The 26,720-nt window shown below is 57.1% G+C and carries 15 protein-coding genes; 6 read left to right on the top strand and 9 right to left on the bottom strand.

Annotated elements, in window-relative coordinates; genetic code table 11:
* Positions 1 to 121 precede the first annotated feature (121 nt).
* The 6 genes from ACP3RB_RS07200 (at position 122) to ACP3RB_RS07225 (ending at position 9,810) form a co-directional block, all read left to right on the top strand.
* Entirely contained in the window at positions 122 to 1,285 is a 1,164-nt protein-coding gene (locus ACP3RB_RS07200; protein WP_426698910.1) for a heme/hemin ABC transporter substrate-binding protein, read from the top strand.
* Positions 1,285 to 2,364, top strand: a complete 1,080-nt coding sequence (locus ACP3RB_RS07205; RefSeq protein WP_219101931.1) for a FecCD family ABC transporter permease — start codon at positions 1,285 to 1,287, stop codon at positions 2,362 to 2,364. Before ACP3RB_RS07200 ends, ACP3RB_RS07205 begins: the two co-directional genes overlap by 1 nt.
* Positions 2,361 to 3,131, top strand: a complete 771-nt coding sequence (locus ACP3RB_RS07210) for a heme ABC transporter ATP-binding protein (protein WP_426698911.1) — start codon at positions 2,361 to 2,363, stop codon at positions 3,129 to 3,131. The genes ACP3RB_RS07205 and ACP3RB_RS07210 overlap by 4 nt, the downstream gene beginning before the upstream one ends.
* Positions 3,132 to 3,371: 240 nt before the next feature.
* On the top strand, positions 3,372 to 5,933 hold the full coding sequence (locus tag ACP3RB_RS07215) for an HAD-IC family P-type ATPase (protein ID WP_426698912.1): 2,562 nt from the start codon (positions 3,372 to 3,374) through the stop codon (positions 5,931 to 5,933).
* Positions 5,934 to 6,504: 571 nt separating this feature from the next.
* The gene (locus ACP3RB_RS07220) at positions 6,505 to 8,595 is read left to right on the top strand and encodes a glucose PTS transporter subunit IIA (protein ID WP_426698913.1); all 2,091 of its coding nucleotides are present in this window, start codon (positions 6,505 to 6,507) and stop codon (positions 8,593 to 8,595) included.
* Between the two features lie 180 nt (positions 8,596 to 8,775).
* Positions 8,776 to 9,810, top strand: a complete 1,035-nt coding sequence (locus tag ACP3RB_RS07225) for a dihydrodipicolinate synthase (RefSeq protein WP_426698914.1) — start codon at positions 8,776 to 8,778, stop codon at positions 9,808 to 9,810.
* A gap of 230 nt (positions 9,811 to 10,040) precedes the next feature.
* Here the strand turns inward: ACP3RB_RS07225 and ACP3RB_RS07230 are convergent, their stop codons facing one another.
* From ACP3RB_RS07230 to ACP3RB_RS07270, 9 genes are all read right to left on the bottom strand, one after another.
* Complete coding sequence (locus ACP3RB_RS07230; protein WP_060823969.1) at positions 10,041 to 11,744, bottom strand: ABC transporter family substrate-binding protein; 1,704 nt, start codon at positions 11,742 to 11,744, stop codon at positions 10,041 to 10,043.
* 255 nt (positions 11,745 to 11,999) lie between these two features.
* Positions 12,000 to 13,700, bottom strand: coding sequence for an ABC transporter family substrate-binding protein (locus ACP3RB_RS07235; RefSeq protein WP_303979597.1), 1,701 nt, complete (start codon positions 13,698 to 13,700; stop codon positions 12,000 to 12,002).
* Between the two features lie 332 nt (positions 13,701 to 14,032).
* Positions 14,033 to 15,742, bottom strand: a complete 1,710-nt coding sequence (locus ACP3RB_RS07240) for an ABC transporter family substrate-binding protein (protein ID WP_315428266.1) — start codon at positions 15,740 to 15,742, stop codon at positions 14,033 to 14,035.
* A gap of 443 nt (positions 15,743 to 16,185) precedes the next feature.
* Positions 16,186 to 17,886, bottom strand: a complete 1,701-nt coding sequence (locus ACP3RB_RS07245; protein WP_426698915.1) for an ABC transporter family substrate-binding protein — start codon at positions 17,884 to 17,886, stop codon at positions 16,186 to 16,188.
* A 437-nt stretch (positions 17,887 to 18,323) separates the two neighbouring features.
* Entirely contained in the window at positions 18,324 to 20,057 is a 1,734-nt protein-coding gene (locus ACP3RB_RS07250; RefSeq protein ID WP_426698916.1) for an ABC transporter family substrate-binding protein, read from the bottom strand.
* A gap of 368 nt (positions 20,058 to 20,425) precedes the next feature.
* A complete protein-coding gene (locus ACP3RB_RS07255) occupies positions 20,426 to 22,123 on the bottom strand; it encodes an ABC transporter family substrate-binding protein (protein WP_426698917.1) in 1,698 nt (565 codons plus the stop codon).
* Between the two features lie 429 nt (positions 22,124 to 22,552).
* The gene (locus tag ACP3RB_RS07260; protein WP_303979609.1) at positions 22,553 to 24,646 is read right to left on the bottom strand and encodes an ABC transporter ATP-binding protein; all 2,094 of its coding nucleotides are present in this window, start codon (positions 24,644 to 24,646) and stop codon (positions 22,553 to 22,555) included.
* Complete coding sequence (locus ACP3RB_RS07265) at positions 24,646 to 25,647, bottom strand: ABC transporter permease (RefSeq protein ID WP_424827106.1); 1,002 nt, start codon at positions 25,645 to 25,647, stop codon at positions 24,646 to 24,648. Before ACP3RB_RS07265 ends, ACP3RB_RS07260 begins: the two co-directional genes overlap by 1 nt.
* On the bottom strand, positions 25,644 to 26,639 hold the full coding sequence (locus tag ACP3RB_RS07270; RefSeq protein ID WP_070629231.1) for an ABC transporter permease: 996 nt from the start codon (positions 26,637 to 26,639) through the stop codon (positions 25,644 to 25,646). Before ACP3RB_RS07270 ends, ACP3RB_RS07265 begins: the two co-directional genes overlap by 4 nt.
* Between the last annotated feature and the right edge of the window lie 81 nt (positions 26,640 to 26,720).

The following is a 26,720-nucleotide window of genomic DNA, read 5'->3' on the forward strand; positions in this document are numbered from 1 at the left end:
GTGAGCCGACACGGCCCGTGCGGGGGTGCAGATTTTCACTGCACCCCCGCTTCAGGTGCCAGGTTTTGCCCCGGCGCCTACTCCAGTTTTTCTAGCTCCCCCTTTTTTCTGCGAGACTACGATGTTTTCTTCCCTATCTTCTTCTGCCCTGAACCGCCGCGATGCAATGAAGTATGCGGCGTTCTCCATCACTTCGGCGTTTCTGCTGAGCTCTTGCGGTGTGGGTACTCAGAACCCGACTGCTTCTTCGAGCACTTCGCAGGCTGTGGTGGATGAGCAGAGCACCCGCACCGTTTTGGAGAACCTTGCCGATCAGCTGCGTTCTTCTATTGCCCCTAATCAGAAGGCTCTGCGCGGCCCCAACAGCGCCGCGGATACCCCCGAAATTCAGCCGATGGTCGACACCCCCACTCCGGCTTTCCCCGTGACCTTCAAGGATTTCAACGGCACCGAGGTGACCGTTAAGTCCGCTGACCGTGTGCTGGCACTGGACCTGTACGGCACTCTGGCTCAGCAGATGATTGCGCTGGGTCTGGGCGGTCGCCTGGTCGGTCGTGTCACCTCCTCGACTGAGCAGTCGCTGGCTCATCTGCCGCTGGTGACCCAGAACGGTCACGACCTGAACGCTGAGGCGATTCTGGCGACCTCCCCGGACCTGGTGCTGTGGGATAAGAGCAACGGCCCGATTGAGATTGTGGATCAGCTGCGCGCAGCGGGTGTGACCGTCGTGGCCTTCGATCATGAGCGTCGTATGGATAAGATCATTCCGCAGCTCAAGGCTGTTGCGCAGGCGCTGGGTGTTCCGGAGGCGGGCGAGCAGGTTGCTGCCCGCGTGCAGAAGGACCTGGATTATGCTCTGCAGGTGCTCAAGGACGTCGCCCCGAAGGGTGCACAGCAGGTGTCGTTCGCGTTCCTGTACGTGCGCGGTACCGCTGGCGTGTTCTTCGTGCTCGGTAAGGGTTCGGGCGCTGACGATTTGATTCAGGCTATTGGCGGCAAGGATGTGGCGTCTGAGCAGAACGCAACGAATATTATTCCGGCGACCAGTGAGGCGCTGGTGAAGCTGAACCCGGACGTCATTCTGACCATGAGCGGCGGCATTAAGTCCACCGGCGGTTTGGATGGTTTCTTGGCTCGCCCGGGTGTGGGTGAGACGACTGCCGGTAAGAATAAGCGCATTATCGATATGGGTGACGGCCAGATTCTGTCCTATGGCCCGAATACTCCGGCGGTGCTTTTGTCGCTGGCTAAGGCTGCGTACTCGACTCCTGCGGGGGGCCAGTAGTGGCTGCCGTGAAAAGTGCGGCGGGTGCGCGGGATTATCGTGCTTCGCGTCGGCGTCGTGCCGGTCTGACGTTTACGTTTTTGGCGGTGGCACTGTGCGTTGTGATGGTGCTGTCTGCGGGTTTGGGTCAGTACTATATCCCGACTGATCAGGTGATTGCTTCTGTGGGCCGCCGCCTGGGTCTTGCGCCGGAGAACCCGGCGATGCAGCTGGCGGATAGCACTCTGTGGAATATCCGTTTCCCGCGTGTGCTGTTGGGCGTGCTGGTGGGTGCCGCTTTGGGTACTTCCGGTGCGGTGATGCAGTCGGTGTTTGGTAACCCGTTGGCTGAGCCGGGCGTGATTGGTGTTTCCTCGGGTGCGGCGGTTGGCGCGTGTTTGTCGATTGTGTTGAACCTGCAGTTCTTCGGTATTTTCACGACTCCTGCATTCGCGTTTGTGGGTGCGTTGGCGGCTACCGCGCTGGTGTATTTCCTGTCGCGTTCTTCGGGCCGCGCGAAGGTTCTGTCGATGATTTTGACGGGTATTGCGGTGACTGCGGTGGCGAATGCGATTATTGCGTTCCTCATGTTTATTGCTGATACGACGAGCCGCGATCAGATTGTGTTCTGGCAGATGGGTTCGCTGAACGGCTCCACGTGGAAGGCTGTGGCGAGCGTGTGGCCGGTTATCCTGATCGGTTTGGTGGCGTGTTTTGTGATGGCTTCTTCGCTGGATGTTCTGGCGTTGGGTGAGCGTGCGGCGCAGCATTCTGGCGTGAACGTGGAGCGTCTGCGTGCGGTGTCTATTGCGGCGACGGCTTTGTTGACGGGTGCTGCGGTGGCGTATGCGGGCATTATTGCGTTTATTGGTTTGATTATTCCTCACCTGTTGCGCATGATTTTGGGTCCGTCGAATCGTGTGTTGTTGCCGGCTTCGGCGTTGGGTGGCGCCCTGTTGATTGCGCTGTCTGATTTGGGTGCACGTACGCTGGTGCCTTTTGCTGATTTGCCGATTGGTATTTTTACGGCTTTGGTGGGCGGCCCGACGTTCTTCGTGTTGTTGCGTCGTTCCCTGGGTCAGGGCGGAGGTGCTTCGTGAGTGAGTTGTTGAGCCTGTCCGGTGTGTGTTTTAACGCTGGTGGGCGTCAGATTTTGAATGATGTGTCTCTGTCGGTTTCTGCGGGCGAGGTTGTTTCGCTGATTGGTCCCAATGGTGCCGGTAAGTCGACTCTGTTGGGTGTGATTGCCGGTGATATTGCGCCCAGTGGCGGCGAGATTCTGTTGGATGGCGCCCCTTTGGGTTCGATTCATGCCCGTCAGATGGCGCGTCAGCGTGCGATGTTGCTGCAGAAGTTGAATGTGGCGTTTTCGTATACGGTGCACGAGGTGGTTCAGATGGGCCGTACTCCGTGGAAGGGTACGGAGCGCGCTGAAGAGGATGACGCCGTGGTTGCTTCGATGATGGAGCGTACGTCGGTGACTCATTTGTCTAATCGCGATATTACGACTCTGTCCGGTGGTGAGAGTGGTCGTGCGCATTTGGCGCGTGTGTTTGCTCAGCAGACTCCGCTGATTCTTTTGGATGAGCCGACTGCGGCGTTGGATATTACGCATCAGGAGCAGACGTTGCGGGTGAGCCGTGAGTTGGCTGCTGAGGGTGCTGCGGTGCTGACGGTGCTTCATGATCTGGATGTGGCGGCTGCGTATTCTGACCGTATGGTGTTGTTGCGTGGTGGTGAGGTGGTTGCTTCGGGCGCCCCTGAGCAGGTGTGTTCGGCGGAGTTGTTGTCTGAGGTGTATCAGCATCCGATTGAGGTGTTGAGGCATCCGGTGACGAATCGTTTGTTGATTCTGCCCGAGCGCTAACTCTGCTAGCGCACTGATTTTACGGGGCGTTAGCGAACTGTCCCGCATACACTTTCTACCTCAAAATATGCCATTATTCGCATATATAAAATCTCCGCTCTGGAATGACTGAAATATCAGCTCATTCCAGGGCGGAGATTATCTTTATCCCCTTCTACACGGATACACTGAAAGGTAGTGTCCGCAATACTGAACTCTATTCAGTTCAGTATTCCATCCATTCGAGAAAGAGACCCCTGCATGGATCCTCAGCAGAAAACGGCAGCGTCTGCCGTTGCCGGCTACATTCCCGAATATTCTGAAACACCGCACAGCGGATCTTTCGATATTGCCCAGCACGGTTTGAGCAGCAATGATGTTGCTCGCCTGACTGCTGAGGGTAAGGTCAATACCCAGAACAATAAGTCTTCTCGCACGTTGTGGAGCATTATGCGTGCGCACCTGTTCACGGTCTTCAACTTTGTGTTGGGTGCCTGTGGCGCTGTGGTGATTATGTACCAGCGTTGGGCTGATTTGCTCTTCCTGGGAGCCGTGATTGCTAACGTGGTGATTGGTTTTGTGCAGGAGTACAAGGCGAAGCTTGAGCTGGACCGCATCTCCCTGCTGGACCGCTCCCCCGCTACTGCCGTGCGTGACGGTAAGAGCGTTGAGGTTCCGATGGAGCAGCTGGTTGAGGGTGACGTTGTCATTCTCAAGCGCGGCGATCAGGTTCCCGCGGACGCTATTGTGCTCACCTCCGATTCTTTGGAGCTGGATGAGTCCCTGCTGACCGGTGAGAACGACCCGATTGCTAAGCGCCCCGGCGATATGGTGTTGTCGGCGTCGAGTGTGCTGGGTGGTACCGGCCGCGTCCTGCTGTCTCATGTGGGTGCGAATTCTCGTGCAAGCAAGATTTCTGATGAGGCGCGCCAGTTCTCGCGTATTCAGTCTGAGCTGCGTGATGCGCTGAACCGTGTGGTCCGCTGGATTACGGTGGGTCTTGCGGTCATTATTCCTGTGGTGTCGTGGGGTCAGATTCAGGCGGCTGGTGGCCTGGAGACCGTGCAGCAGAACCACCTGTGGGAGCAGGTTTCTATTGCTGTGGTGTCCTCGGTTGCTTCGATGATTCCGCAGGGTCTGGCGCTGATGACTACCCTGGCGTTTGCGGCGGCGGCTGTGGCGCTGGGTCGTAAGCACAACATCCTGGTGCAGGAGCAGCCTGCGGTTGAGGTTCTGGCTCGTGTGGATGTGGTCTGCTTCGATAAGACCGGCACCCTGACTGAAGGTGGCGTAATTTTTGATTCGGTGCGCCCGCTGGACACCGTTGCTGAGGCCGAGGGCCCCGATGCTGACTCTGCCGAGCATACTTCCTGGCGTGCTTCTCTGCCTGCCGGCTGGGATGAGGCACTGGCGTGGTTTGGTCACGATGAGAACGCGAACCCGACCGCTGCGGCTCTGACCGGTGGTTTCCCGGATAATTCCTCGGCGTCGGTGAGCGGTATTGTGCCGTTCTCCTCGGCTCTGCGTTTTAGCGCGATTGAGTTTAAGGATTCGGGTGCGTGGCTTCTGGGTGCCCCGGAGGCGCTTCTCGCCAAGGGTACCGCCGAGCGTGAGCGTGCCGCTGAGCTGGCGGCGCTGGGTCTGCGCACGATGGTTTTGGCGCATGCTTCTGCGGTGGTTCGTAATGAGAAGGATGAGCCGGTCCAGAAGATCCCGTCGGATGCTACCCCGGTTCTGTTCGTGATTTTCCGTGAGAATGTGCGTGCGGATGCGCCTCAGATTGTGGAGTATTTCCACCGTCAGGGCGTGACTTTGAAGGTCTTCTCGGGTGATAACCCGTTCACTGTGGCTGCGGCTGCGAAGACTGCGGGTATGGATACTTCTGCGGGCGCGGTTGATGCGTCGACTCTGCCTGAGGACGGTCCGGAGCTCGCTGAGGCTGCGGCTACTCACAATATTTTCGGTCGTGTGTCGCCCGAGCAGAAGAAGAACATGGTGATTGCTCTGAAGGAGCGCGGCCATGTGGTGGCGATGACCGGTGACGGCATTAATGACGCTCTGGCGCTCAAGCATGCAAGCTTGGGCATTGCGATGGGTAACGCTGCTCCGGCGACGAAGGCTGTTTCTCGCCTGGTTCTGCTGGATGGTAAGTTCTCGTCTCTGCCGGCTGCGCTGGAGCAGGGCCGTCAGGTCATTACGAACATTGAGATGGTGGCGAACCTGTTCTTGACGAAGACTGGTTTCGCGATTCTTCTGGGTGTTCTGTTCAGTCTTTTTGGTTTGACCTTTCCGTTCTTGCCGCGTCAGTACTCGACTGCGGACTTCTTGATTGTGGGTGCGTCGTCCTTCGCGTTGACCCTGTTGCCGAATTCGCGCCGTTACGTGCCGGGCTTCTTGCGCCGCGTGCTGAATTACACGGTTCCGAACTCGATTATTGTGGTTGCGATGCTGTTGGCGGTGACGTTCACGGCTCGCGGCATGGGCGTTGAGGATATCCGTCAGATTCAGACGGCTTCGTTCATTACTTTGGTGATGATGGGTCTGTGGAATTTGGCTGCGGTGGCTCGTCCGTTCAACCGTGCTCGTGTTCTGCTGTTTGGTGCGTTGCTGGCGGTGTTCTTCGCGGCGCTGTTCGTGCCGGTTCTGGTGGAGTACCACCAGTTCGTTACTGTGCTTCCGCACCTGCTGTGGACGGCTCTGGGTGCTGGTGCTCTGGGTGCCGCGCTGATTGAGGTGAATGCGCATCGTAACCGCCGCTGGCAGAAGCGTCATTACCCTGAGCTGGAGGTTGCTCCGCTGAATTTCTTCCCGGCTAAGAAGTAGTTAGTCGGAGGGTAGCTGCTTCGGTAGCGTGTGGGCCCCGTATCCTGTGGATGCGGGGCCCTTTCGCGTCTTCGGAAGGCGCCCCGTCCGGTGCGTGTCAGGGTGTTTCAGGGCGTGTCGGAGCGTACCGGGGTACGCCGAAGTCCTACCGGGAGGCTCCCTACACGCGGTGCCTGGGAGCGTGTCTCAGCTACCACTTGAGTGAAACTTTTAACAGCTTCTGATAGCCTCCTGTTCACACCTTGCTCTTAACCTGGGAAAACCCTTAGAGTTACAGGGAACTATTTGAGAAGGGAAACCTTCTTCAGGGTTGTTACTGGTTTGGCAGGCAAGACCTGAGTTACTCAACACCGTATGGGACGGCAGTATGTACCTGCCGAGAATCCCCTCTATTTGCTGTACCGAAGCTCCATAGTGGGCACGAGTGTAGTGCTTCCGGTGGTCGAGAGACTCGGGTCTTTTGTGTTTTTCTGGACGCGTTTTCCGGGGCTTTTCGGCTACCGCAGCGTCAGGTAGGCACAGCCTCCGGCAACAACCGTATAGACATTGACCGCATATCTAAGGAAGTATCGTGAATAACCGCGAACTTGGCGAGAAGATTCTTGACGGCCTGGGTGGCCCCGAGAACATCGCGCACATTACTCACTGTGCAACCCGCCTTCGTGTCACTCCTGTGTCCAACGATGCAGTGCAGAACAAGAAGATTGAGGCTCTGCCCGGCGTTCTCTCTGTGATTGAGCAGTCCGGCCAGACTCAGGTGGTGCTGGGCGAGCGCGTTGAGGCTGTGTACAACGAGATCAACGCTCTGCCTTCTATGTCCGGACACGCTGAGGGTGACACCAAGGTTGAGGCTGAGGGTAAGAAGTCCGGCTGGCTTACCAACGTCTTCGACGTTCTGTCTGACTCCTTCCGTCCTCTGCTGTGGGCGCTTCTGGGTACCTCGATGATTCTGACCCTGATTGTGTTCCTGCAGCAGCTGGGCTTCTTCGGCCAGTACACTGACTTGACCGGTCAGAGCGTGAACATCGACATCATTAACGGTGCTCGTGTGGCTGACCCGGAGGCAGCTAAGGCGCTGAACACCCAGTGGATGCAGCAGTTCGCTTTCTGGTACATCCTGAAGGCTGCTTCACTGTCGGTTCTGAACTTCATGCCCATCATGCTGGGCGCTACCGCTGCTAAGCGTCTGGGCGCGAACATGTGGGTTGGTGCGGCTATCCCCGCTGCGCTGATGACCGGTACCTTCACCGATCTGACCGCTCTGGCTGACCCCGCCACCAAGATTCTGAATGTTCCGTTCTTCGGTCTGGATCTGCCGCTGTACGCATTCAGCTACACCGGCCAGGTCTTCCCCCCGCTGCTGGCTGTTGCTCTGCTGGCTCCGTTTGAGCGCTTCCTGAAGAAGGTTATTCCTTCGATGCTGCAGATGGTGTTCGTGCCGATGATTTCGGTCATCGTTCTGGTTCCGGTGACCGCGTTCCTGGTTGGCCCCATCGGTATCGGTGTTGCTATGGGCATCTCTGACTTCCTGAAGATGGTTAACGACCAGGCTCCGGCTCTGGTTGGTGCTCTGATTGCTGGCCTGTACCTGTTCATGGTTCCGCTGGGTCTGCACTGGCCGCTGAACGCTGTCATGATTAACAACCTGCAGACCATGGGTACTGACTTCATTCAGTCCCCGATGGGTGCTTACAACTTCGCTGTGTTCGGTGTTGTGACCGGTGTGGCTATTAAGGCTAAGCACGACCGCGAGCTGCGCCAGACCGCTGTTGGTGCGTCGATGTCCGGTCTGCTCGGTGGTATTTCTGAGCCGTCCCTGTACGGTGTTGTGCTGCGTTACAAGCGCGTGATTCCGATTATTCTGGTTCCCGCTGTTATTGGTGGCGCTACCATTTCCTTCCTGGGCGTTAAGTCCTACGCGTTCGCGTTCACTTCGCTGCTGTCGATTCCGGCTATGCAGCCTTCCTACCTGTACGTGATTGGTCTGGCTATTGCGTTCTTCGGCGCTATGACCGGTATTCTGCTGTTCGGTTACGAGTCGAAGGCTGATGCTGCGAAGCATGCTGCTCAGCGCGCGGCTGAGGCTACTGAGGAGTCCGCTCCCAAGGCTGAGGCTGTTGCTGCTAAGGCTGCTCCGGCTGCTGCCGCTACTGCGACCACCACCGCCGCTGCTGAGTCTACTGAGGCTGCTGCTTCCGCTGGTGAGGTCATTGAGCTGCACTCCCCGATCGAGGGTACTGCCGTGGCTCTGTCTGATGTTCCGGACCCGATTTTCGCTGCAGGTAAGCTGGGCGAGGGTGTGGCTATTGAGCCGACCGGTACCACTGTGGTTGCTCCCGCTGCCGGTAAGGTTGCTGCAACCTATCCCTCGGGCCACGCTGTTGGTCTGAAGCTGGAGAACGGTATTGAGTTGCTGATTCACGTTGGTCTGGATACCGTGAACCTGGATGGTAAGGGCTTCAGCGTGAAGGTTGCTAAGGGCGACGTTGTTGCTGCTGGCGACGCTCTGATTGAGTTCGATCCTGAGGTTATCAAGGAGGCGGGTTACCCGCTGATTACCCCGGTTATCGTGACCAACACCCGCAAGTTTGCTGAGGTTAAGGGTCTGCCGGGCGTTGCTCACCAGAACCTGAGCACTGTCCTGAAGGTGACCACTAAGTAGTTTGCTTTCTAGGCTCTAAGGGGCCCCACCATTGTGGTGGGGCCCCTTTCCTTATGCGCTGTTCTCTTTTGTGCTGATTCTTTGGGCAGGGTTTGCTTGAGCGTATCCACTAGCCGGGGGGTATTTCTGCTAATGTGATAATAAGCTCAACAAGGAAGTTCTCAAGTGATAGGGAGTACAATGATGTCCTCTGATGCCAGGATGATGTCTTCTGATACTAGTGTGTGGGAAGAGCAGCAAGAAGAGCTACGCGCTCTTTCTCCTGTTCGGCGGCTGATGCGCCGGCTCAATCTTGAGGCGCTCGTCTACGAGTCCGCGCCGTTCCCGGTTCTGTTGCGTAAGCTCTCCGCCCTGATTCCAGCGTGCCTTCTGTGGTGGGTTATCTACGAGCCGCACCGGTTTGCTTCCTCCACCCACCTCCCCGAAGGAACCCACGCCATTACACTGCTCCCCGGAGCGTGGGGTGACCCCGCTACGGGGGCTTATGGGGGTCTTCCTGAGTTGCCGGGGGTCCTCTTGCGCTGGGTGCTGTGCATCGCGGCAATGGTGGCTGTCGTTCACCTCTGCGGCGTCAAGGCGAAGGGCCAGAGCTTCACGATTCCTCACGATGCGCGTTCACGGTTGATTGCGCTCATGCAAACTCTCGGTATTTTCGGTGCCTTTGCGCTGGTCGTCTGGATCGAGTACATGATGACTCCGCTGACCCTCATGTTTGAAACCGTGTACGCGGGCCCAACCGCAGCCTATAGCGGCGACGGCATGATTCCCCTGCACCTGTTCCTGTCCTCGTCGTTGAGCGCTATTTTCTTGGGCTATTTTTGCGTGAACATTCTTGCCTCGCTGAATATCCCCGGGTACCTGGGCATCCCCGCAATTATTTATGTGGGGGCGCTTCCTTGGGCTCAGGCGGAGCGGCACCAGTTCACGTTGGCACTGGCGTGGGTTATTGCGGTGACGCTGGTGAGTTGGCTCGTGCGCGGCATGTGGGGTACCGTGCTGGCCTGCGTGGGCTATTCTCTGTGGATTGTGTTGGTGGCGACCGGCGGCGATCCTTTTGATTTGTCCGCCAATATGAGCCGTGTGCTCGTGATTTTGGGTTTCCCGCTGGCTTTTATCGTCGCTGGAGGCGGCATTTACCGTATCTTCTACCTGCGGCAGAACCCGAACCTGTTGAGGTACCTGCAGGAGCGCGCCCTGTACCTGGGTGAGTGGTAGCAGGGGCGAATGGTAGCAGTCGGTCACGGCGGTGCTCCCCTCCCCCACAGTTTTTGTAATTACATATCCTTTAGAGGACACAGAACCTTAGAGGGAACAGCAACTTAGAGGGCACAAAAATTTAGAGGACACAGCAAAATCCCGGGCACTCTCGTATGAGAGTACCCGGGATTTTATTGTCCTATAGGACGGCTAAAGCATTACCGAAAGCGGTATTACTTTCGCCTACTCTATTCCTGCCAGCCAACGTTGACCCAGTAGTCAGCGCTGGTGTAGCTCTGCTTGAACAGGGACGGACCGTAGTTCGCGACCTTTGCCTTCACAGCGGCGTACATCGGGCCGTTTGCGTAGGGCAGGTACACTGCGACCTTCTCGTAGTAGAGCTTCTCCGCCTCGTTAGCGATCTTGATGCGCTCGTCTTCCTTCTCGGTGTTCTGCAGCTTCTCGATGAGCTTATCAACTTCGGGGTCACCGACTCCGAACACCTCGGTGGTGAAGAAGTAGGGTGCCGAGGAAGCCAGGTCGGGCAGAACGCCCCAACCGGTGAAGATTGCTTCGTAGCTCTTCTGGCCGAGCACGGAGTTGGAGTTCGACTGCGGCTGGTTGTCAGCGCTCAGGCGGATACCTGCGGACTTCAGCTGCTGCTCCAGAATCTGGTAGACCGCCTGGTAGACAGCCTCGGAACCGAAGGAGGTCAGGGCGAAGCCAGCAACCTTGCCGTCCTTAGCGTAGTAGTCGCCGGACTTGGAGTAGCCTGCGGCCTCCAGAATCTTGCCAGCTGCCTGTGCACCGGTGTCACCAGCGTAGTTGTTCTGGTAACCCTTCTGGAACGGCATTGCGATGATGGAGCCGGGCAGCGGCTCGGTCCAGCCGAGCTGCGAGAAGTATGCCTTAGCGATCTGCTCGCGGTCCACAGAAGCAAGGATTGCGCGGCGCAGTGCCAGGTCCTCGATGCGCTTGGGGTTCAGCTGAATGATGTTAACGTTGGTGTTCTGGCTCTGGCGAATCTCGGTGCCTGCCTGGCCCTTCACAGCGTTGTAGCTGGTTGCACCCACAAAGGTGAAGGCATCCAGTTCGCCGTTCTTGAAGCTTGCACGGATTGCTTCGGAGTCCATCTGACGCCAGATGATGCGGTCCAGCACCGGCTTCTCGCCCCACCACTTGTCGTTCTTGACCAGGGTGAGAACCTTCTGGGAGGAGTTCCACTCGCCAACCTTGAAGGGACCTGCCCAGTACTGGTCGAGGGGCTTGTCAACGAAGCCTTCGTTGAAGAGGTTGACGTCTTCCAGTGCGGGGTGGATTGCGAAGGCGCACAGACCTTCGGAGGGGTAATACGGAGCCTTCATGGTGACCTTGACGTGGAAGTTGTCGCCGTCCACAGCCTCGATGCTCTCAACCTGCTGCCACATGGTGTTGTCGGTGATGTGGTAGGGGTTGTCGGTGGTTGCGCGGTAGACCTTCCACACGGCGCGAACAGCGTTCACGTCCATGGGGGTGCCGTCATTGAAGGCAGCCTTGGGGTTGATCTTGAAGGTCGCGGTCTGCACGCCATCGACGGTCTCGGTCTTGTGCTCGGTGCAGAACTCGGGGTTGAGGGTACCTTCGCCTTCGGGGCTCATGGTGTAGAAACCCATGACTGCGGGGATGTTGCAGGGTGCCAGTGCGTCCAGGTTGCTGGAGGTGTAGCCGCTCTGGGTCTGCAGGTTGAAGTTCGGGCCCAGGGCGGTAGCCGCGAGGGTCAGGGTGCCGCCCTGCTTGAGGGAGGAACGGTCCTGCTTGTTGACCTGAAGGTTCTTCAGAATATCTTCAGCATTGTTAGCGGCGCTACCGCCAACCTTTTCCTTCGAGCTGCCGCAGGCAGCCAGCAGACCAACGGTGCCGAGGGCAACGGTGCCGGTCAGGAGGGTACGGCGAGAGACAGACATGCTCTTCATGGAATTTCTCCTAGAGTATTCGCAGTGTTGTGGAGGCAGTACGCGAACGGTGCGTAGTCAGCGCTCCAACCCGGCGGGAGGACAGTCTCTGCCGGGGTGGGCAGAATGCCCACATTTGTTTTTAAGTATATCCTTGCTGCTCTCTAGGGCATGGAAAAGCGGCGTGCTACAGAAGGTTTTAATCCTTTTGTAACACGCCGCAGTAGCGCTTTTGCCCTTATGGGGCGTGTGAGCTGTGCTCAGCGCTTAAGATTTTTACTTTTCCCAACCGACGTTGATCCATACGTTCGGGTTGTAGTAGGGCAGGCCGAAGAGCATGGGGCCGTAGTTCGCCAGACCCTTACGGCATGCCTTGAAGTTGGGACCGTTGTTGGTCGGGACGTAGATTGCGACCTCGTCCAGGTGGCGCTTCTCCAGCTCGTTCATGATCTTGAGCTGTTCCTTCGGGTCCTCGGTGGACATCATGGTTGCTGCCAGCGAGTCCAGTTCCTTACCGTGACCGTTGTTGGTCTCGGAGATGTAGAAGTAGTTCGCTGCATCCACCGGGGAGGTGGTGATGCCGTAGCCGCCGCTCTTGATGGTGAAGTTCTTCGCGGAGATGATGCTTGCCATTTCGGATGCACCGTGGTTGTCGATACTCAGCTCGATACCGATTTCCTTCATCTGCTGGGTGAGGAACTGTGCGGTGGAGCTGACGACCGGGTCGGTACCGAAGGTGGTCACCGGGTAGGAAGCCTTAACGCCGTCCTTCTCGTAGTAGTCGCCGTTCTTGGTGTAGCCTGCATCTTCGAGGATCTTGGTGGCGACGTCCTTGCCGAGCTTGGTCGGGTAGTTGTCCTGGTAGCCTTCCTGCATGGGCAGCATGCACATGGAGCCGGGCAGGTTTTCCTTCCAGCCGAGCTTCTCGTAGCGCAGCTTGAGCAGCTGGTCACGGTTCAGGGCTGCAACGAACGCGCGGCGTACGGGCAGGGGCATCTTTTCGGGGTTGATTTCGTAGTTGCCCACGGCCAGTGCGCTACCCTTGCGGATGTCGACGTTGGCGACGGTGGAGAGCTCGTTGTAGGAGCTGAGGGTGCTTGCGTCAGCGTAGTCGATTTCGTTGTTCTTGAATGCTGCCTGCTCTGCCTGGGAGCTCATTTCACGCCAGGTGATGCGCTCGAGCAGAGGCTTGGTGCCCCACCACTTCTCGTTGCGGACAACGGTGAGGACCTTGCCGGAGGCATCCCATTCGCTGACCTTGAAGGGTCCTGCCCAGTACTTGTCCAGGGGCTTGCCGTTCATGCCGTCGTTGAAGAATGCGACGTCGACGAATGCCGGGTGCAGGAAGGAGGTGAAGCTACCTTCGATGGGGTACCAGGGCTTGGACATCGTGACCTTCACGTGGCGGGTATCGCCGTCCACTGCCTCGACGCTTGCGACCTGTTCCCAGATGGGTGAAGGGGTAATCTGGTAGTCCGAACCGGATGCCGCGGCAGTGTAGATGGTCTGGTAGCTCTTGACGGCGTTCACATCGATGGGAGTGCCGTCGTTGAAGACTGCCTTCGGGTTGATCTTGAAGGTGACGGTCTGCACGCCGTCAACGGTCTGCGCCTTGTATTCGGTGACGTAGTCCTCGTTCATGTGGCCTTCGCCGCGGAAGTCAGCGTAGTAGCCGCCGGTGAATGAGGAGTTAATTGCCGCCTGAATGTTCAGGTTACCTGCGGTGTAGCCGTTGGTGTTGAGGATGTTGAAGTTCGGGCCGATGCCGTCTGCGCTCAGTCGCAGCTCGCCGCCGTCCTTGAGGGCGGAGCGGTCCTTCTCGTTGTAGGAGACTGCCTTGGACAGGTCGTCACCAGCGGAGAGAGCGCTGTTCTCGTTCTTGGAGGAGTTACCGCCGCAGGCTGCGAGCAGGCCGACGGTGCCCAGGGCGACGGTGCCGGTGAGCAGGGTACGACGGTTGAGAGTGAAAGTGGTCATTAGTTTTCCTCAGTTAGGTGGGATGCTGCTTTGCTGTACGCGGGGGAACACAACCCGCACACCTTTGTGACAGCACGCACATTTTGCATTGGCAATAGTATACACACATTTCCCACGCACTATGACCCAGTTCACCGTTTCAGGGAAAATATTTCAGTTAATTCCCGAAACCACCCCGTCACAGAACCATCCACCAAAAACACAGAAAAGTCCCACGGCACCCCGCCTCTGAGGCGGAATACCGCGGGACTTTACCCTTCCGGAGCCTTATACCGGCGCCTCCGAAAATTCAGAAACTACCGAATGGGAATCCAGAAAATTAACCTGTGGCTTTAGTTCTGCCAACCCACATTGACCCAGCGCTTGGGGTCGGTGTAGCTGGTTGCGAAGAGGGAAGGACCGTAGTTAGCCAGCTTCTCCTTCACAGCTACGTAGCTGGGGCCGTTAGCGTAGGGGAAGTAAATAGCGACCTTCTCCATGTGCTGCTTCTCAGCCTCAGCAGCCATCTTCAGCTGCTCCTCGTGGGATTCCTTCTCGTAAATGGACGCAATGTACTTATCCAGTTCAGGATCGCCCACACCCTCGTTGATTTCGCTGGTGTAGAAGTACTGAACACTGTCGGCGGGGTCAGCACCAATGCCCCAACCGGAGAAGGCGCAGTCGTACTGCTTGGAGCCCATCACGGAGTTGAACTGGGACTGCGGCTGGTTGTCCTGCTCGAGCTTAATACCTGCTGCCTTGAGCTGCTGCTCGAGGTTCTGGAACTGAGCCAGGGAGGTTGCATCCGAACCGAAGTAGGTGATGGAGAAGCCTGCAGTCTTGCCGTCCTTGGCGTAGTAGTCGCCGGACTTGGAGTAGCCCGCTGCTTCCAGGATCTTTGCAGCAGCCTCGGCGCCGGGGTTAGAGGGCATAGCGTCCTGGTAGCCCTTCTGGAAGGGCATAGCAATCAGGGAGCCGGTCAGGGGCTCTTCCCAGTTGATCTGGCCGAACTTGACCTTAGCCAGCTGGGAGCGGTCAACCGCGGCGAAGACTGCACGGCGCAGGGCGGTGTCGGTCACGCGGGTCGGGTTGAACTGCAGGTTAATCACGCCAACGCTCTGGCCGGAGCGAATCTGAACACCGGGCTGACCCTTGACAGCGTTGTAGGTTGCCAGGCCAGCAAAGCCGATGCTGTCCAGCTCGCCATTCTTGAACGCTGCACGCTCTGCTTCGTCGCCCATTTCGCGCCAGATGATGCGGTCCAGCAGCGGCTTCTCGCCCCACCACTTGTCGTTGGGCACGAGGGTGAGGGTCTTAGCCGAAGAGTTCCACTCGCCGATCTTGAAGGGGCCGGACCAGTACTGATCCATAGGCTTGTTCACGAAGCCGTTGTTGAAGAGCTCCTTGTCGGTCAGTGCGGGGTGCACACCGAGCAGGCCGAGGGTCTCCGCGGGGTAGATCGGCTTGGTCATCACGATCTTGACGCGAGTCTTGTCGCCATCCACGGGGTCAATGGATGCTACCTGCTGCCAGAAGGGAGCGGCGATAACGTTATAGCCATCATCGGGGCTGCGGTAGACGGTCCACGCGGCGCGGATTGCCTCAATGTCAACCGGGGTGCCGTCATTGAAGACAGCCTTAGAGTTGAGCTTGAAGGTAATGGTCTGAACGCCGTCAACAGTCTCAGCCTTGTAGTCGCTGACGTAGTCGCCATTGAGGCTGTATTCGCCAGCGGGGCTCAGGGAGGTGAAGCCGATAGCGGAGGGGATGTTGCAGGCGCCACCGAAAGCGGTGAGATTCTCGGTGGTGTAGCCGCTCTGGGTCAGAATGTTGAAGTTCGGGCCGATTGCGGAGACACTAGCACGGAACTCGCCACCCTGCTTGAGGGAGGAGCGGTCCTGCTTGTTAATTTCGAGGTTCTTGACGATTTCCTCGGTGCTTGATGCGGCCTTGCCGCTAATCTTCTTGTCCGAGCCGCCGCCGCAGGCAGCAAGCAGGCCGACGGTACCCAGGGCAACGGTGCCGGTCAGCAGGGTACGGCGGTTAATACGTAGATGAGTCATGTGTTCTCCTCATACCGGAGGGCTTGGGTGCGTATCGCGTGGCGCACGGTGTTGTGCACCAACTTATCCAGTGGCAACGAAGCCCCTGCCGACAACCCTTGTGAGAGCCCCCACATTTTTCGTGATTGAAACACAGTATACCCCCAAAAGAAGCGATGCAGACCACAGTCCAGACTCTGGAAGAACTATACACCGTCTAAAAATCACAGGTTCAGCACCTAAACCCGCATCATCACGCGGAAGCTGCGTGTGAAAACTAAAAAATGAAATATTATGTCGCATTGGCGTGCGAGCGCGTCACATCCGATGCTTTGAGAATCGTTACAGGTTAAAAGCACGCTGACGGGCAGCTAAGGCACACTGCTGTCTCTAAAAGAAAAAAGTTCCCCACCCCCATACGACACTGCGAAAACGTATAGGGGCGGGGAACTTAAAACTGCGGCTTATGCCATCCAGCCAACCGAAGACCAGTCGTAGCTCTTGAAGAGGAACGCACCGTAGTTGGCGAGCTTCGGGCGGCATGCCTTGAAGTCCGGGCCATTGAGGAAGGGAATGAAGAGACAGACCTCGCTCATGTGCTTCTTCTCAATTTCGTTGCACTTCTCGGCGCGCTTAGCGTCGTCGAGGATGGTGACCATCTCGTCGATCATAGCGTCAATTTCGGGGGTGCCGACGCCGTTCCAGTTCTTGGAGTGGTAGAAGTACTCGGCAGCGCTGGTCGGCTCGGAGGTCACACCGAAGCCCGAAATGCTCACGTCGTACTCTCGGTTACCAACAACCTTCGAGAATTCGGACTGCGCACGCGAGTCGAGCTCGAAGTTAATGCCGATTTCCTTCATGCTCTGAATGAAGGTCTGTGCCTGGCCCTTGGTGGTGGCGTCATCACCGAAGGTGGTCAGCTTCAGGGTGATGGTCTTGCCGTCCTTCGCGTAGAAGTCGCCAGACTTGGTGTAGCCTGCCTTCTCCAGGACCTTGCGCGCTTCCTCCGGGTTACGTGCCGGGTAGTTGTCACGGTAGTACTGGGAGGAGCTCAACAGCAGCATCGAGCCGGGAACTTCTTCTTCGTAGGGCAGACCCTGGAAGCGAATCTTTGCCAGAGCACCACGGTCGATACCCAGGAAGATTGCCTTACGCACGGCAGCATCGGTAATGTGCTCTGCGTTCAGGTTCATGCCGCCGGCGAAGAGGCGGCGACCGCGGCGAATCTCGGAATTCGCAACATCCTTCATCTCGTTGTAGGCACTGAGGGTACGTGCTTCCACTGCGTCCAGCTCGCCGTTCTTGTATGCGGCGCGAGCTGCAGGGTCTGCCATTTCACGCACGACGATGCGGTCCAGCTTGGGCTTGTCACCCCACCACTTGTCGTTGGGCACAGCAGTGAAGGTCTTCTCGGAGGAGTTCCAGCCGTTGGGTGCCAGGGTGAAGGGGCCGCAACCGAGCTCGGGGTGGGGGTTGTCCACGAAACCTTCATTGAAGAGGTTTATGTCAAGCATTGCCGGGTGCAGGATTCCGCCGAAGAGCAGACCCTTGACGGGGTTGTGTGCGGTCTTGAAGACAACGCGTGCGTGGTAGCGGTCGCCGTCGATAGCTTCAACGCTTTCGATGAACTCGTAGATACCTGCAGCGGCAATCTTGTACGCGCCCTCGGGGTCACGCTGAATCTGCCAGGTTGCCTTGAGGGCGTCGATGTCGATGGGGGTGCCGTCATTGAAGACTCCCTTAGGGTTCAGGCGTACTTCGGCGGTGATCTTGCCGTCTACTTCCTTAGCTTCGAAGCCGAGGCAGTAGTTGGGGTCGAGCTCATCTTCGCCCTTGTAGGTGCTGCGCCAGATGCCGGCACCGGCGATAATGCCCATAGTTTCGGAGACGGAGACGCTGGAGCCGTTCTGGGAGAAACGGTTGAAGTCCGGGCCAAGGGAGTAGGTGCTCAGGTTTAGGGTACCGCCCTGCTTGAGCTTCGAGGGGTCCTGCTCGTTGATTTCATAGAACGGGGTTTCGCTTGCCTTGTGCTCGGTCTTGGAGGATGAGGAGCCACAAGCGCTCAGTACGCCGGCAGCAGCGACGGCGGTTGCGCCGCCGAACAGTACGCGGCGGCTCATGATCGGGTTGAATCCGGAGAGGGAGGGGATGGGGTGAGGGCTCATGATGGGCTCCTTGTGGGTGTGGACTGCGCTGATGCAGTGTTTGCAGTGTAGAGTGGGTGGCTCGCATGCTCTGGAGGCGGGGTTTCCGTCTACAGGAGCACCTGCCATCTGCGGTGATGGGCGGGCAGGTCAAGCCATGCAAAATAATGTGACCTAAAGCTATGTTCTAAGCCACATTTAATATTTTTAGTAGTGTACACCACACACATCACTACAAGTGCGCAACACGATAAATATTTCTTAATTATTACGACAGAACCTAAGGCATCGGGCCTAAATACATATCGACATCCCCCACATCCCGTCGCGCAGCGTCCCTCCCCCGCCTCCCACAACCCCGCTTCTCACAACCCCGCTTCCCAAAATAGCTAACGGGCACAGCAAAGCGGGCCGAACGCGCACATACGCATTCGACCCGCTCACACAACAGGCGTCTTTTAGGAGTTCATCCAGCCCACAGCAGTCCAGTCCATCGACTTGTACAGGCGCGGACCGTAGTTAGCCAGAGTCTTCTTGACCATCACAAAGTCAGGACCGTTCGTAATGGTGCCCAGGAAGGCGAACTCCGCCATGTGCTTCTTCTCAATCTCGTTGCAGGCAAGGTTACGTTCCTTGTCATCTTCCATGAGAGTCATGGCATCAATCAGGGCGTCAATTTCCTTGCTGCCGATACCTTCGTTGTTCTCGGAGTAGTAGAACTGCTTGGTACCCGCGGTTGCATCCGGCGTAGAGACAGAATAACCACTGAAGGAAATATCGTAGTCCCAGTTACCCAAAATGGTGGCGAACTCACTATCGGCGTGCTGATCGATCCGGATTTCAATGCCGACATCCTTCATCTGCTGAGTGAAGGTCTGAGCCTTACCCTTGTTGGTCGGATCGTCACCGAAGACCACCACAGCGCAGCCAGCCTTCGTACCATCCTTCTCGTAGTAGTCGCCATTCTTGGTGTAGCCGGCGGCCTCCAGAATCTTCTGCGCCTCCGAAACATTATTATTCGGGGTCGGGTAAGAATCCTGATAGTAGGGCGAGAAGGGCATGTGAATCATCGAACCGGGGATAGTCTCCTCGTAGGGCAGACCCTGGAACTGAATCTTTGCGAGTGCTTCACGGTTGGTGCCAACGAAGATTGCCTTACGCAGGGCAGCATCCTTCACGCGGCGGGGATTGATATCCAGACCGCCAGCGTAGAGGCGGGTACCCTTACGCAATTCGGTACCGGCAATGTTCTTCACCTCGGCATAGGTGGAGGAGGTGCTTGCACCGATAGCGTCGATTTCATCATTCTTGAACGCGGCACGTGCAGCGCTGGACTCCATCTGGGTAAAGACGATCTTGTCCAGCAGGGGCTTGGCACCCCACCACTTGTCGTTGGGCACGACACTGAAGGTCTTTGCGGTGGAGTCCCAACCCTTATCCGCCAGAGTAAAGGGGCCAGCCCAGTACTCGGGGTGAGGCGCATCCACAAAGCCATTATTGAAGAGCTCGACATCTTCCAGGGCGGGGTGCAGAATCTCGGAGAAGAGGCTCTGTAGCGGGTAGTAGGGCTTGGAGAAAGTGACGATTGCACTGTAGTCATCGTCGCCCTTTTCTACAGATTCAACGAATTCGTAGATGCCGCTGGTGACAATGTTGTAGCCATTATCCAGGCTCTTGAAGATGTTCCAGGTAGACTGAAGAGCCTTGTAGGTGATGGGGGTGCCATCGTTGAAGACAGCCTTGGGGTTGAGCTTGACGGCAACCTGAATCTTGTCGTCCTTCTTGCTGTGCTCGAAGGAGACACCGAAGTTGGTGTTCAGCTTGTAGGTACCGTCAAAGTCGAGGTTCCACAGGCCAGCCTGGCTGATGGTGCTCATAACGTTGACGTTATCGGTGGTGTTACCGCTCTGGGTGTAGTAGTTGAAGTTCGGGCCGATGGATCCGGCGGGCAGGCGCAGGGTGCCGCCCTTCTTCAGGCTGTTTACATCCTGAGCGTTGATGTTGTAGAGGTCTTCGATATTGGCACCGGCGCCGGCTGCTTTGGTCTTTTCAGAGCTTGCGCTGCCGTTGCCGCAGGCGCTGAGCAGACCTACAGCTCCCAGAGCCGCGGTGCCGCCAATGAGGGCGCGGCGGCTGAAGCTGTTCTTGGTCGCTTCGTGGCTACTCGCGGTGTATGCGGTGTTGGCGGTCATGGGAGTGGTTTCCTTCTGTCTTGTGCGGGCGGGTGTATCCCGTATCCCCAAAGTAATGATTATTTATGCAGAGCACTGCATAACTTTGTATGACTCCACTGTAGCGCGCCTCCGGAACAAAAACCAAGCATTTTCACAATATTTCTTAATATTTATCGTGTTTTTTGAATATTCATACTATGTATACGCTGTTTTTGTGCGAATTTTTCAGATTTTGCCGGATAGCTATACCACCGCTCCCCTACATCGGTATACAAAAGCACCCAAAGCCCCCCCTCCAGAAATACAAAAAGTGTCCACCCGGATGATCCGGGTGGACACTTTCAATAGCTCCAGGCTATTCACCTAGTAGGTGAAGGGAAGAGGACTTACTTAGCCCAACCGACCTTCTCCCAGTGAATACCATTGCCCTGGTAGAGGGAAACGCCGTAGTTGCGCAGACCCTTCTTGACGAACTTGTACTCGGGACCATTGAAGAGCGGAACCAGCACAGCAATCTCAGAGAGGTGCTTCTTCTCAATCTCGTTACATGCCAGGTTGCGTTCCTTGTCGTCAGCAATGAGCTTCATCTTCTCGATCATCTCATTGATTTCGTCGGTGCCAGCGTCCTCGGGCTTCTCACGCAGGTAGAACTGCTGGGTAGCCTGGGTAGCATCCGGGTCGCTCAGAGCGTAGCCCGATGCAGTTGCGTCGTAGTCCTTAGCCTGCATTGCCTTACCGAATTCGCTTGCAGCACGGGATTCGAGCTCAACATTAATGCCGACAGCCTTGAGCTGCTGAACAACGGTCTGAGCAACAGCCTTGGAGGTGGGGTCCTCGCCGAAGACGGAGTACTTGAAGGCAGCCTGTTTGCCGTCCTTCTCGTAGAACTCGCCGTTCTTGGTGTAGCCTGCCTCTTCCAGAATCTTCGATGCAGCAGCTGCATCGTTGTTCGGGGTCGGGTAGACATCCTGGTAGTACTCGGAGAAGGGCATGTGAATCATCGAACCGGGCTGCTTCTCTTCGTAATCCAGACCCTGGAAACGAACCTTGGCAATTGCCTCACGGTTCATGCCAGCGACCACAGCGCGGCGCAGAGCAACGTCCTGCATGCGGGCGGGGTTCATGACCATGCCGCCGGAGAAGAGGCGAACACCGCGACGCATCTCGGTGTTAGCAATTTCCTTCAGCTCCTTGTAGCTTGCAGCAGCGGTAGCGGGAGCAGCGTCGATTTCATCGTTCTTGAATGCTGCGCGCTCAGCAGCAGCATCCATCTGGCGGAAGACAATGCGCTCCAGAACAGGCTTCTCGCCCCACCACTTGTCATTGCGGGTCAGGGTCAGGGTCTTCTCGGAGGAGTTCCAGCCGCCCTCAGCTACGGTGAACGGACCAGCAGCGTATTCGGGGTGCGGGTTGTCCACGAAGCCTTCGTTGAAGAGGTTCTTATCCAGCAGAGCCGGGTGCAGAATTTCACCGAAGAGGATGTTCAGGGGGTAGTAGGGCTTTGCGAAAGTGACCTTGACCTTGAAGTCATCACCGTCGCGCTCAACGGAGCCAACGCTGCTGTAGATACCGCTGGTCTCAATCTTGTAGTCGCCATCGACGCTCTTGAGGATGTTCCAGGTAGCCTGCAGCGCCTTGCAATCGATGGGGGTACCGTCGTTGAACTTAGCCTGGGGGTTCAGCTCAATGGAGACAACGGGCAGACCGTTTTCCTCAGCGATTTCGAAGCTCTTTGCAAAATCGGTAGACAGGGTGCGCTTACCCTTGGGGTCTGCCTGCCAGATGCCGCTGTAGTACATGGGGCTCAGAGCAGCCTGGGTGTAGGAGGTAACACCGGTGCCGAAGAGGTTGAAGCCCGGACCCAGTGCAGTCACAGACAGGCGCAGGGTACCGCCCTGCTTCAGGTCCGAAACAGCGGTCTCAGCGATGTCGTACAGTTCCTTGGAATCGGTACCTGCGGTTGCGCCCTTGGTGGTCGCCTTGGAGTCCTTGGACGAGCCGCACGCAGCCAGTACGCCCACGGTACCCAGTGCTGCAGCGCCACCGAGAACGGTACGACGGTTCAGGATGAAATTCTTCTCCATGAGAGTGTCCTCTTATACGTTTGACCCTCAATAATCCCGCAGGAAAGCGTCAAGGATTCCCTGCTCATGCGCCGCAATAGGGTGCGGTGAGCGATGAATTAGTGCCGGTCTATGAATGTGTTCCTTGAGGTACGCCCCTAGCGGCGCACCCACAGGCTTAATTATGGCTTACAGCCAGCAGGAAAGCTCTTCCATAAATATTCATATCTTGAATGGTGAGAAAGGTTACGCCTAGTCAGTGCAGTTTTTCCTGTTTTCTTGGTGGTTTCAGTGCCTAGCGCCACATTTTGCGGCTCGCACCGTCTCACTAGGTGACAATCTCGAACAACGTACAGCCCACCAATACCGGGCATAAAAAACCCGAGGGGCGAATATTCAACGAATATTCGCCCCTCGGCACACATGCGACTTATTCAGCCGACTCTAGAGCTACACCGTAGCGGCCTCAGCCTCAGGGTAGTAGCAAGCATAACCGTGATCCTCACCCTCAACGTGGGTCAGTTCCGGCATCTCCTCCAGGCAACGACGCTTCTTGTCTTCAGGCAGCAGCTTGAAGACCGGGCAACGGCTCGAGAAGCCACAGCCCTTAGGCGCGTTCACCGGAGTGGGTAGATCGCCCTCAAGCATGATGCGGTGGCGCTTAGCCTCAACCTCGGGATCCGGAACCGGAATCGCCGAGAGCAGTGCACGGGTGTACGGGTGAATCGGGTTGTCGAACACCTGGTCGACGTCACCAATCTCAACAATACGACCCAGGTACATCACTGCAACGCGGTCGGATGCGTGGCGAATCACCGCGAGGTCGTGAGCAACCATCAGGTAGCTCAGGCCCAGGTTTGCACGCAGCTCTTCCAGCAGGTTGATCACGCCAGCCTGGACGGACACGTCCAGTGCGGACACCGGCTCATCCAGAACCACGAGCTTGGGGTTCACAGCAAGCGCACGAGCAATACCGATACGCTGACGCTGACCGCCAGAGAACTGGTTCGGGAAGCGGTTCACGTGGTCAGGCTGCAGACCCACAATGTGCATCAGTTCGATAACGCGCTTCTTGATGTCTGCCTTGTTCATGCCCTGGTTTTCCAGGGGCTCAGCAAGCACCTCGTAAACGGTGAAGCGCGGATCCAGAGCACCGGTGGGGTCCTGGAACACCATCTGCTGGTTCTTACGCAGCTCAAGAATCTCACCTGCGGACTTGCCGTCCTTGGTGGAGGTTCCGTTAATCAGAATCTCACCGTCGGTGTTCTTGTTGAACTCCATGATTTCCAGCAGGGTGGTGGTCTTACCACAACCAGACTCACCCACGATGGAGAAGCACTCGCCCTCGCGAATGTCGAAAGACAGGCCGTTCACAGCCTTCACAGTGCCCACGCGGCGCTTAATCAGCGCACCCTTCATGAGCGGGAAGTGCTTCTTGACGTTGCGGACCTCCAGGACGGGGGCACGCTCCTCACGCGGGATACCGTCGTACTTCGATACCGGGGGTTCCGGAACCGGGTACAGCTCGTCAGCGGTCTTACCGACCAGCTCCTGAGAGATGGTGCAGGAGGAGTAGTGACCCTCGCCAACGCCTTCCAGCAGCTGCAGATCGGGCTCGCCGTTGGAGTCCTGGCAGCACTGGCCACCGCTCTTAGCGATGGGGCAACGCGGGCGGAAGGAGCACGCGGTCACCGGGTTGATCAGGTTCGGAGGGGTACCCTCAATCGGAACCAGGGAGACCTTCTCGGAACGGTCCACACGCGGGACCGCACCCAGCAGACCGATGGTATACGGGTGGGAGGGATGCTTGTACAGGTCCTCTGCCTTCGCAATCTCCACCGGCTTACCGGCGTACATCACCAGAATGTCGTCAGCCATACCAGCCACAACACCAAGGTCGTGGGTAATCATAATGGTCGCAGCGCCGGTCTCTTCCTGAGCCTTCTGCATAACCTCCAGCACCTGCGCCTGAATGGTCACATCCAGTGCGGTGGTGGGCTCATCAGCGATGAGCACGCGGGGGTCATTCGCAATCGCCATAGCGATCATGATGCGCTGACGCATACCACCGGAGAACTCGTGCGGGAAGGAACGCAGGCGGTCAGCCGGCGAGGGAATACCCACCATACGCATCAGTTCGATGGAACGGTCCTTGATAGCCTGCTTGCTCATGCCCTTGTTGTGGACCTTGAGCACCTCAGCAATCTGATCACCAATGGTGTACACGGGGGTCAGGGAGGACAGCGGATCCTGGAAGATCATGGAGATCTCCTTGCCGCGGTATGCGCACATTTCCTTATCGCTCAAGCCCAGCAGCTCAGTGCCGTTGTACTTGACCGAACCGGTGATGTCAGCAGTAGTCGGGTGCAGACCCATAATCGCCATGGAGGCAACGGACTTACCGGAACCGGACTCACCCACAATACCCAGGGTCTTACCGGGGTACAGGTCAAAGTTCACACCGCGAACAGCATGCACGATGCCATTCTCAGTGTTGAAGCGGACGTTGAGGTCCTTAACGCTCAGAACGGGAGAGGTACTCATTAGTTCTTCGCCTCCTTTGCAGCGGCAGCGGGTGCCTCTGCCTTCTCGTTCTTCTTGGACTTCTTGATCTTACCGACAGACATGGAGGTCGGGTCGAATGCGTCACGCAGACCGTCGTTCATGAGGGCCAGCGGACCAACCAGCAGGAAGAAGAACAGAACCGGGAACCAGAACATGTGCGGCAGGGTGTTAATCTGCTGCGAAGCATCCGAAATCAGCGAGCCCAGCGAGTAGTTGGGGTACTTAATACCGATGCCGATGAAGGAGTAGGCAACCTCAGAGAGCACAGCGCTCATGATGCCGCTGGTGAAGTTCAGAACCAGCAGGGAGCCGATGTTCGGAACCAGGTGGCGCATCACAATCTTGAAGGGGTGCACACCCATGTAGCGTGCAGCCTTCACGAAGTCGCGGTTGATGAGGGACTGCGCCATTGCACGAATAACACGGGCGCTACCCATCCAGCCGAAGGTAATCAGCACTGCAGAGAGCAGGATCCAGGTGGGGACGCTCTTCTGAATCTGCTTACCAACCTGACCGTTAATCAGAATTGCCAGAATCAGCAGCGAAGGAACCATAATCAGGGTCTCGAGGATGAACAGCATGATCTTGTCGATCCAGCCGCCAAAGTACGCCATCACACAGCCGTAGACTGCGGAGATGAACACGGTGACCAAACCAACGATCACACCAATTTCGAGAGAGGTCCAGACGGCCTCAACCATCATGGCGAACACATCGTTACCCGCAATGGTGGTACCGAACCAGTGCTCGGCCGAGGGGCCTTCACCCAGCGCCATGTAGTCAATGTCGTTGGGCTTGTACTTGGTCAGATACTTACCGAACAGGCCGAACAGACCCATGCCGATGAACACGGACAGGCCGAAGACTGCAGCCTTGTTACGCAGGAAGCGGCGCAGAATAATAACGCTCTTGTTGATGACCTTGAAGTCACCGTTCTCCTGTACCACCGGTACGGAGGAAGTTGCAGTTACCTGGCTCATGAGATCCTCACTCGGGGGTCGACGATGGTGGTAGCGATATCAGCGATGATCGCACCGACAGCAAACAGTGCAGAACCGTACGCGAGGGTCACGGTCGCAGCGTTCACGTCCTGCGAGGAAATGGAGTCAATCGACCACTTACCGATACCGGGCCATGCAAAGACGGTCTCGGCGAAGAATGCACCCGCAAAAATCAGCGGAATCTGGTACGCGATGGACTGTGCCACGGGGATGAAGGAGACGCGCAGTGCGTGGCGAGTAATCGCCTGGTTGCGGGTCAGGCCCTTAGCACGAGCGGTACGCACGAAGTCAGCGTTCACGTTATCGAGCAGGTACTGACGCTGTGCAATCTGGTAACCAGCCCAACCGAAGATGGTCATACAGAAGGTCGGCACGATGTAGTGCGCCGCCATATCGATGGTGATTTCCCAGAATCCGGTCAGACCCGGAGTCGAAATACCGGTCACAAAGAAGATCTTCTCTCCACCATTAGCAACGGCGATGTTGTTGATAGTGGTCGCGCCCTGCTGCACCACGAAGTACGCAACGGGGGCGGGGATGATGTAGACCAGGTAGGAGTAACCGGTGATAACACGGTCAGAGAACTTGTACTGGCGAGCAGCCGAGTACACACCCAGGGCAATACCAATCACAATCGAGAGAATGGTAGCCACCAGCAGCAGGCGGGTAGAAACCCACACGCGCTGGCCAAATTCCTGGTTAATGTACGCGCCGTTGGGGCTACGGCCCCAATCGAACTTGGTGACCACATTGGTCAGCCACTGAACGTAGCGATCCCAGGGGTTCATTTCGGGATCAAGACCCAGGGACGCGAAGTTACGGTTCACCTGCTCGGGGCTAGGCTTCGGAACCTTTTCCTGCTCCAAGAGGGCAGGCTTCAGAGCAGTAACCGCAGCAAAGTAACCCATCGTGGTCGTAATAAAGACCATGACGAGGTACGTCAGCGATCGCTGGAGGATGTACCTAAACATGGGACGGTTCCCCTCCTTGTGTAGATGTCGGTGTTAAGGCATGTGTGTCATGCTGTCCCAGTGCACTGCTTCGTGATGACT

The sequence above is a fragment of the Rothia mucilaginosa genome (genome assembly GCF_049990865.1).
Classification (GTDB): domain Bacteria; phylum Actinomycetota; class Actinomycetes; order Actinomycetales; family Micrococcaceae; genus Rothia; species Rothia mucilaginosa_I.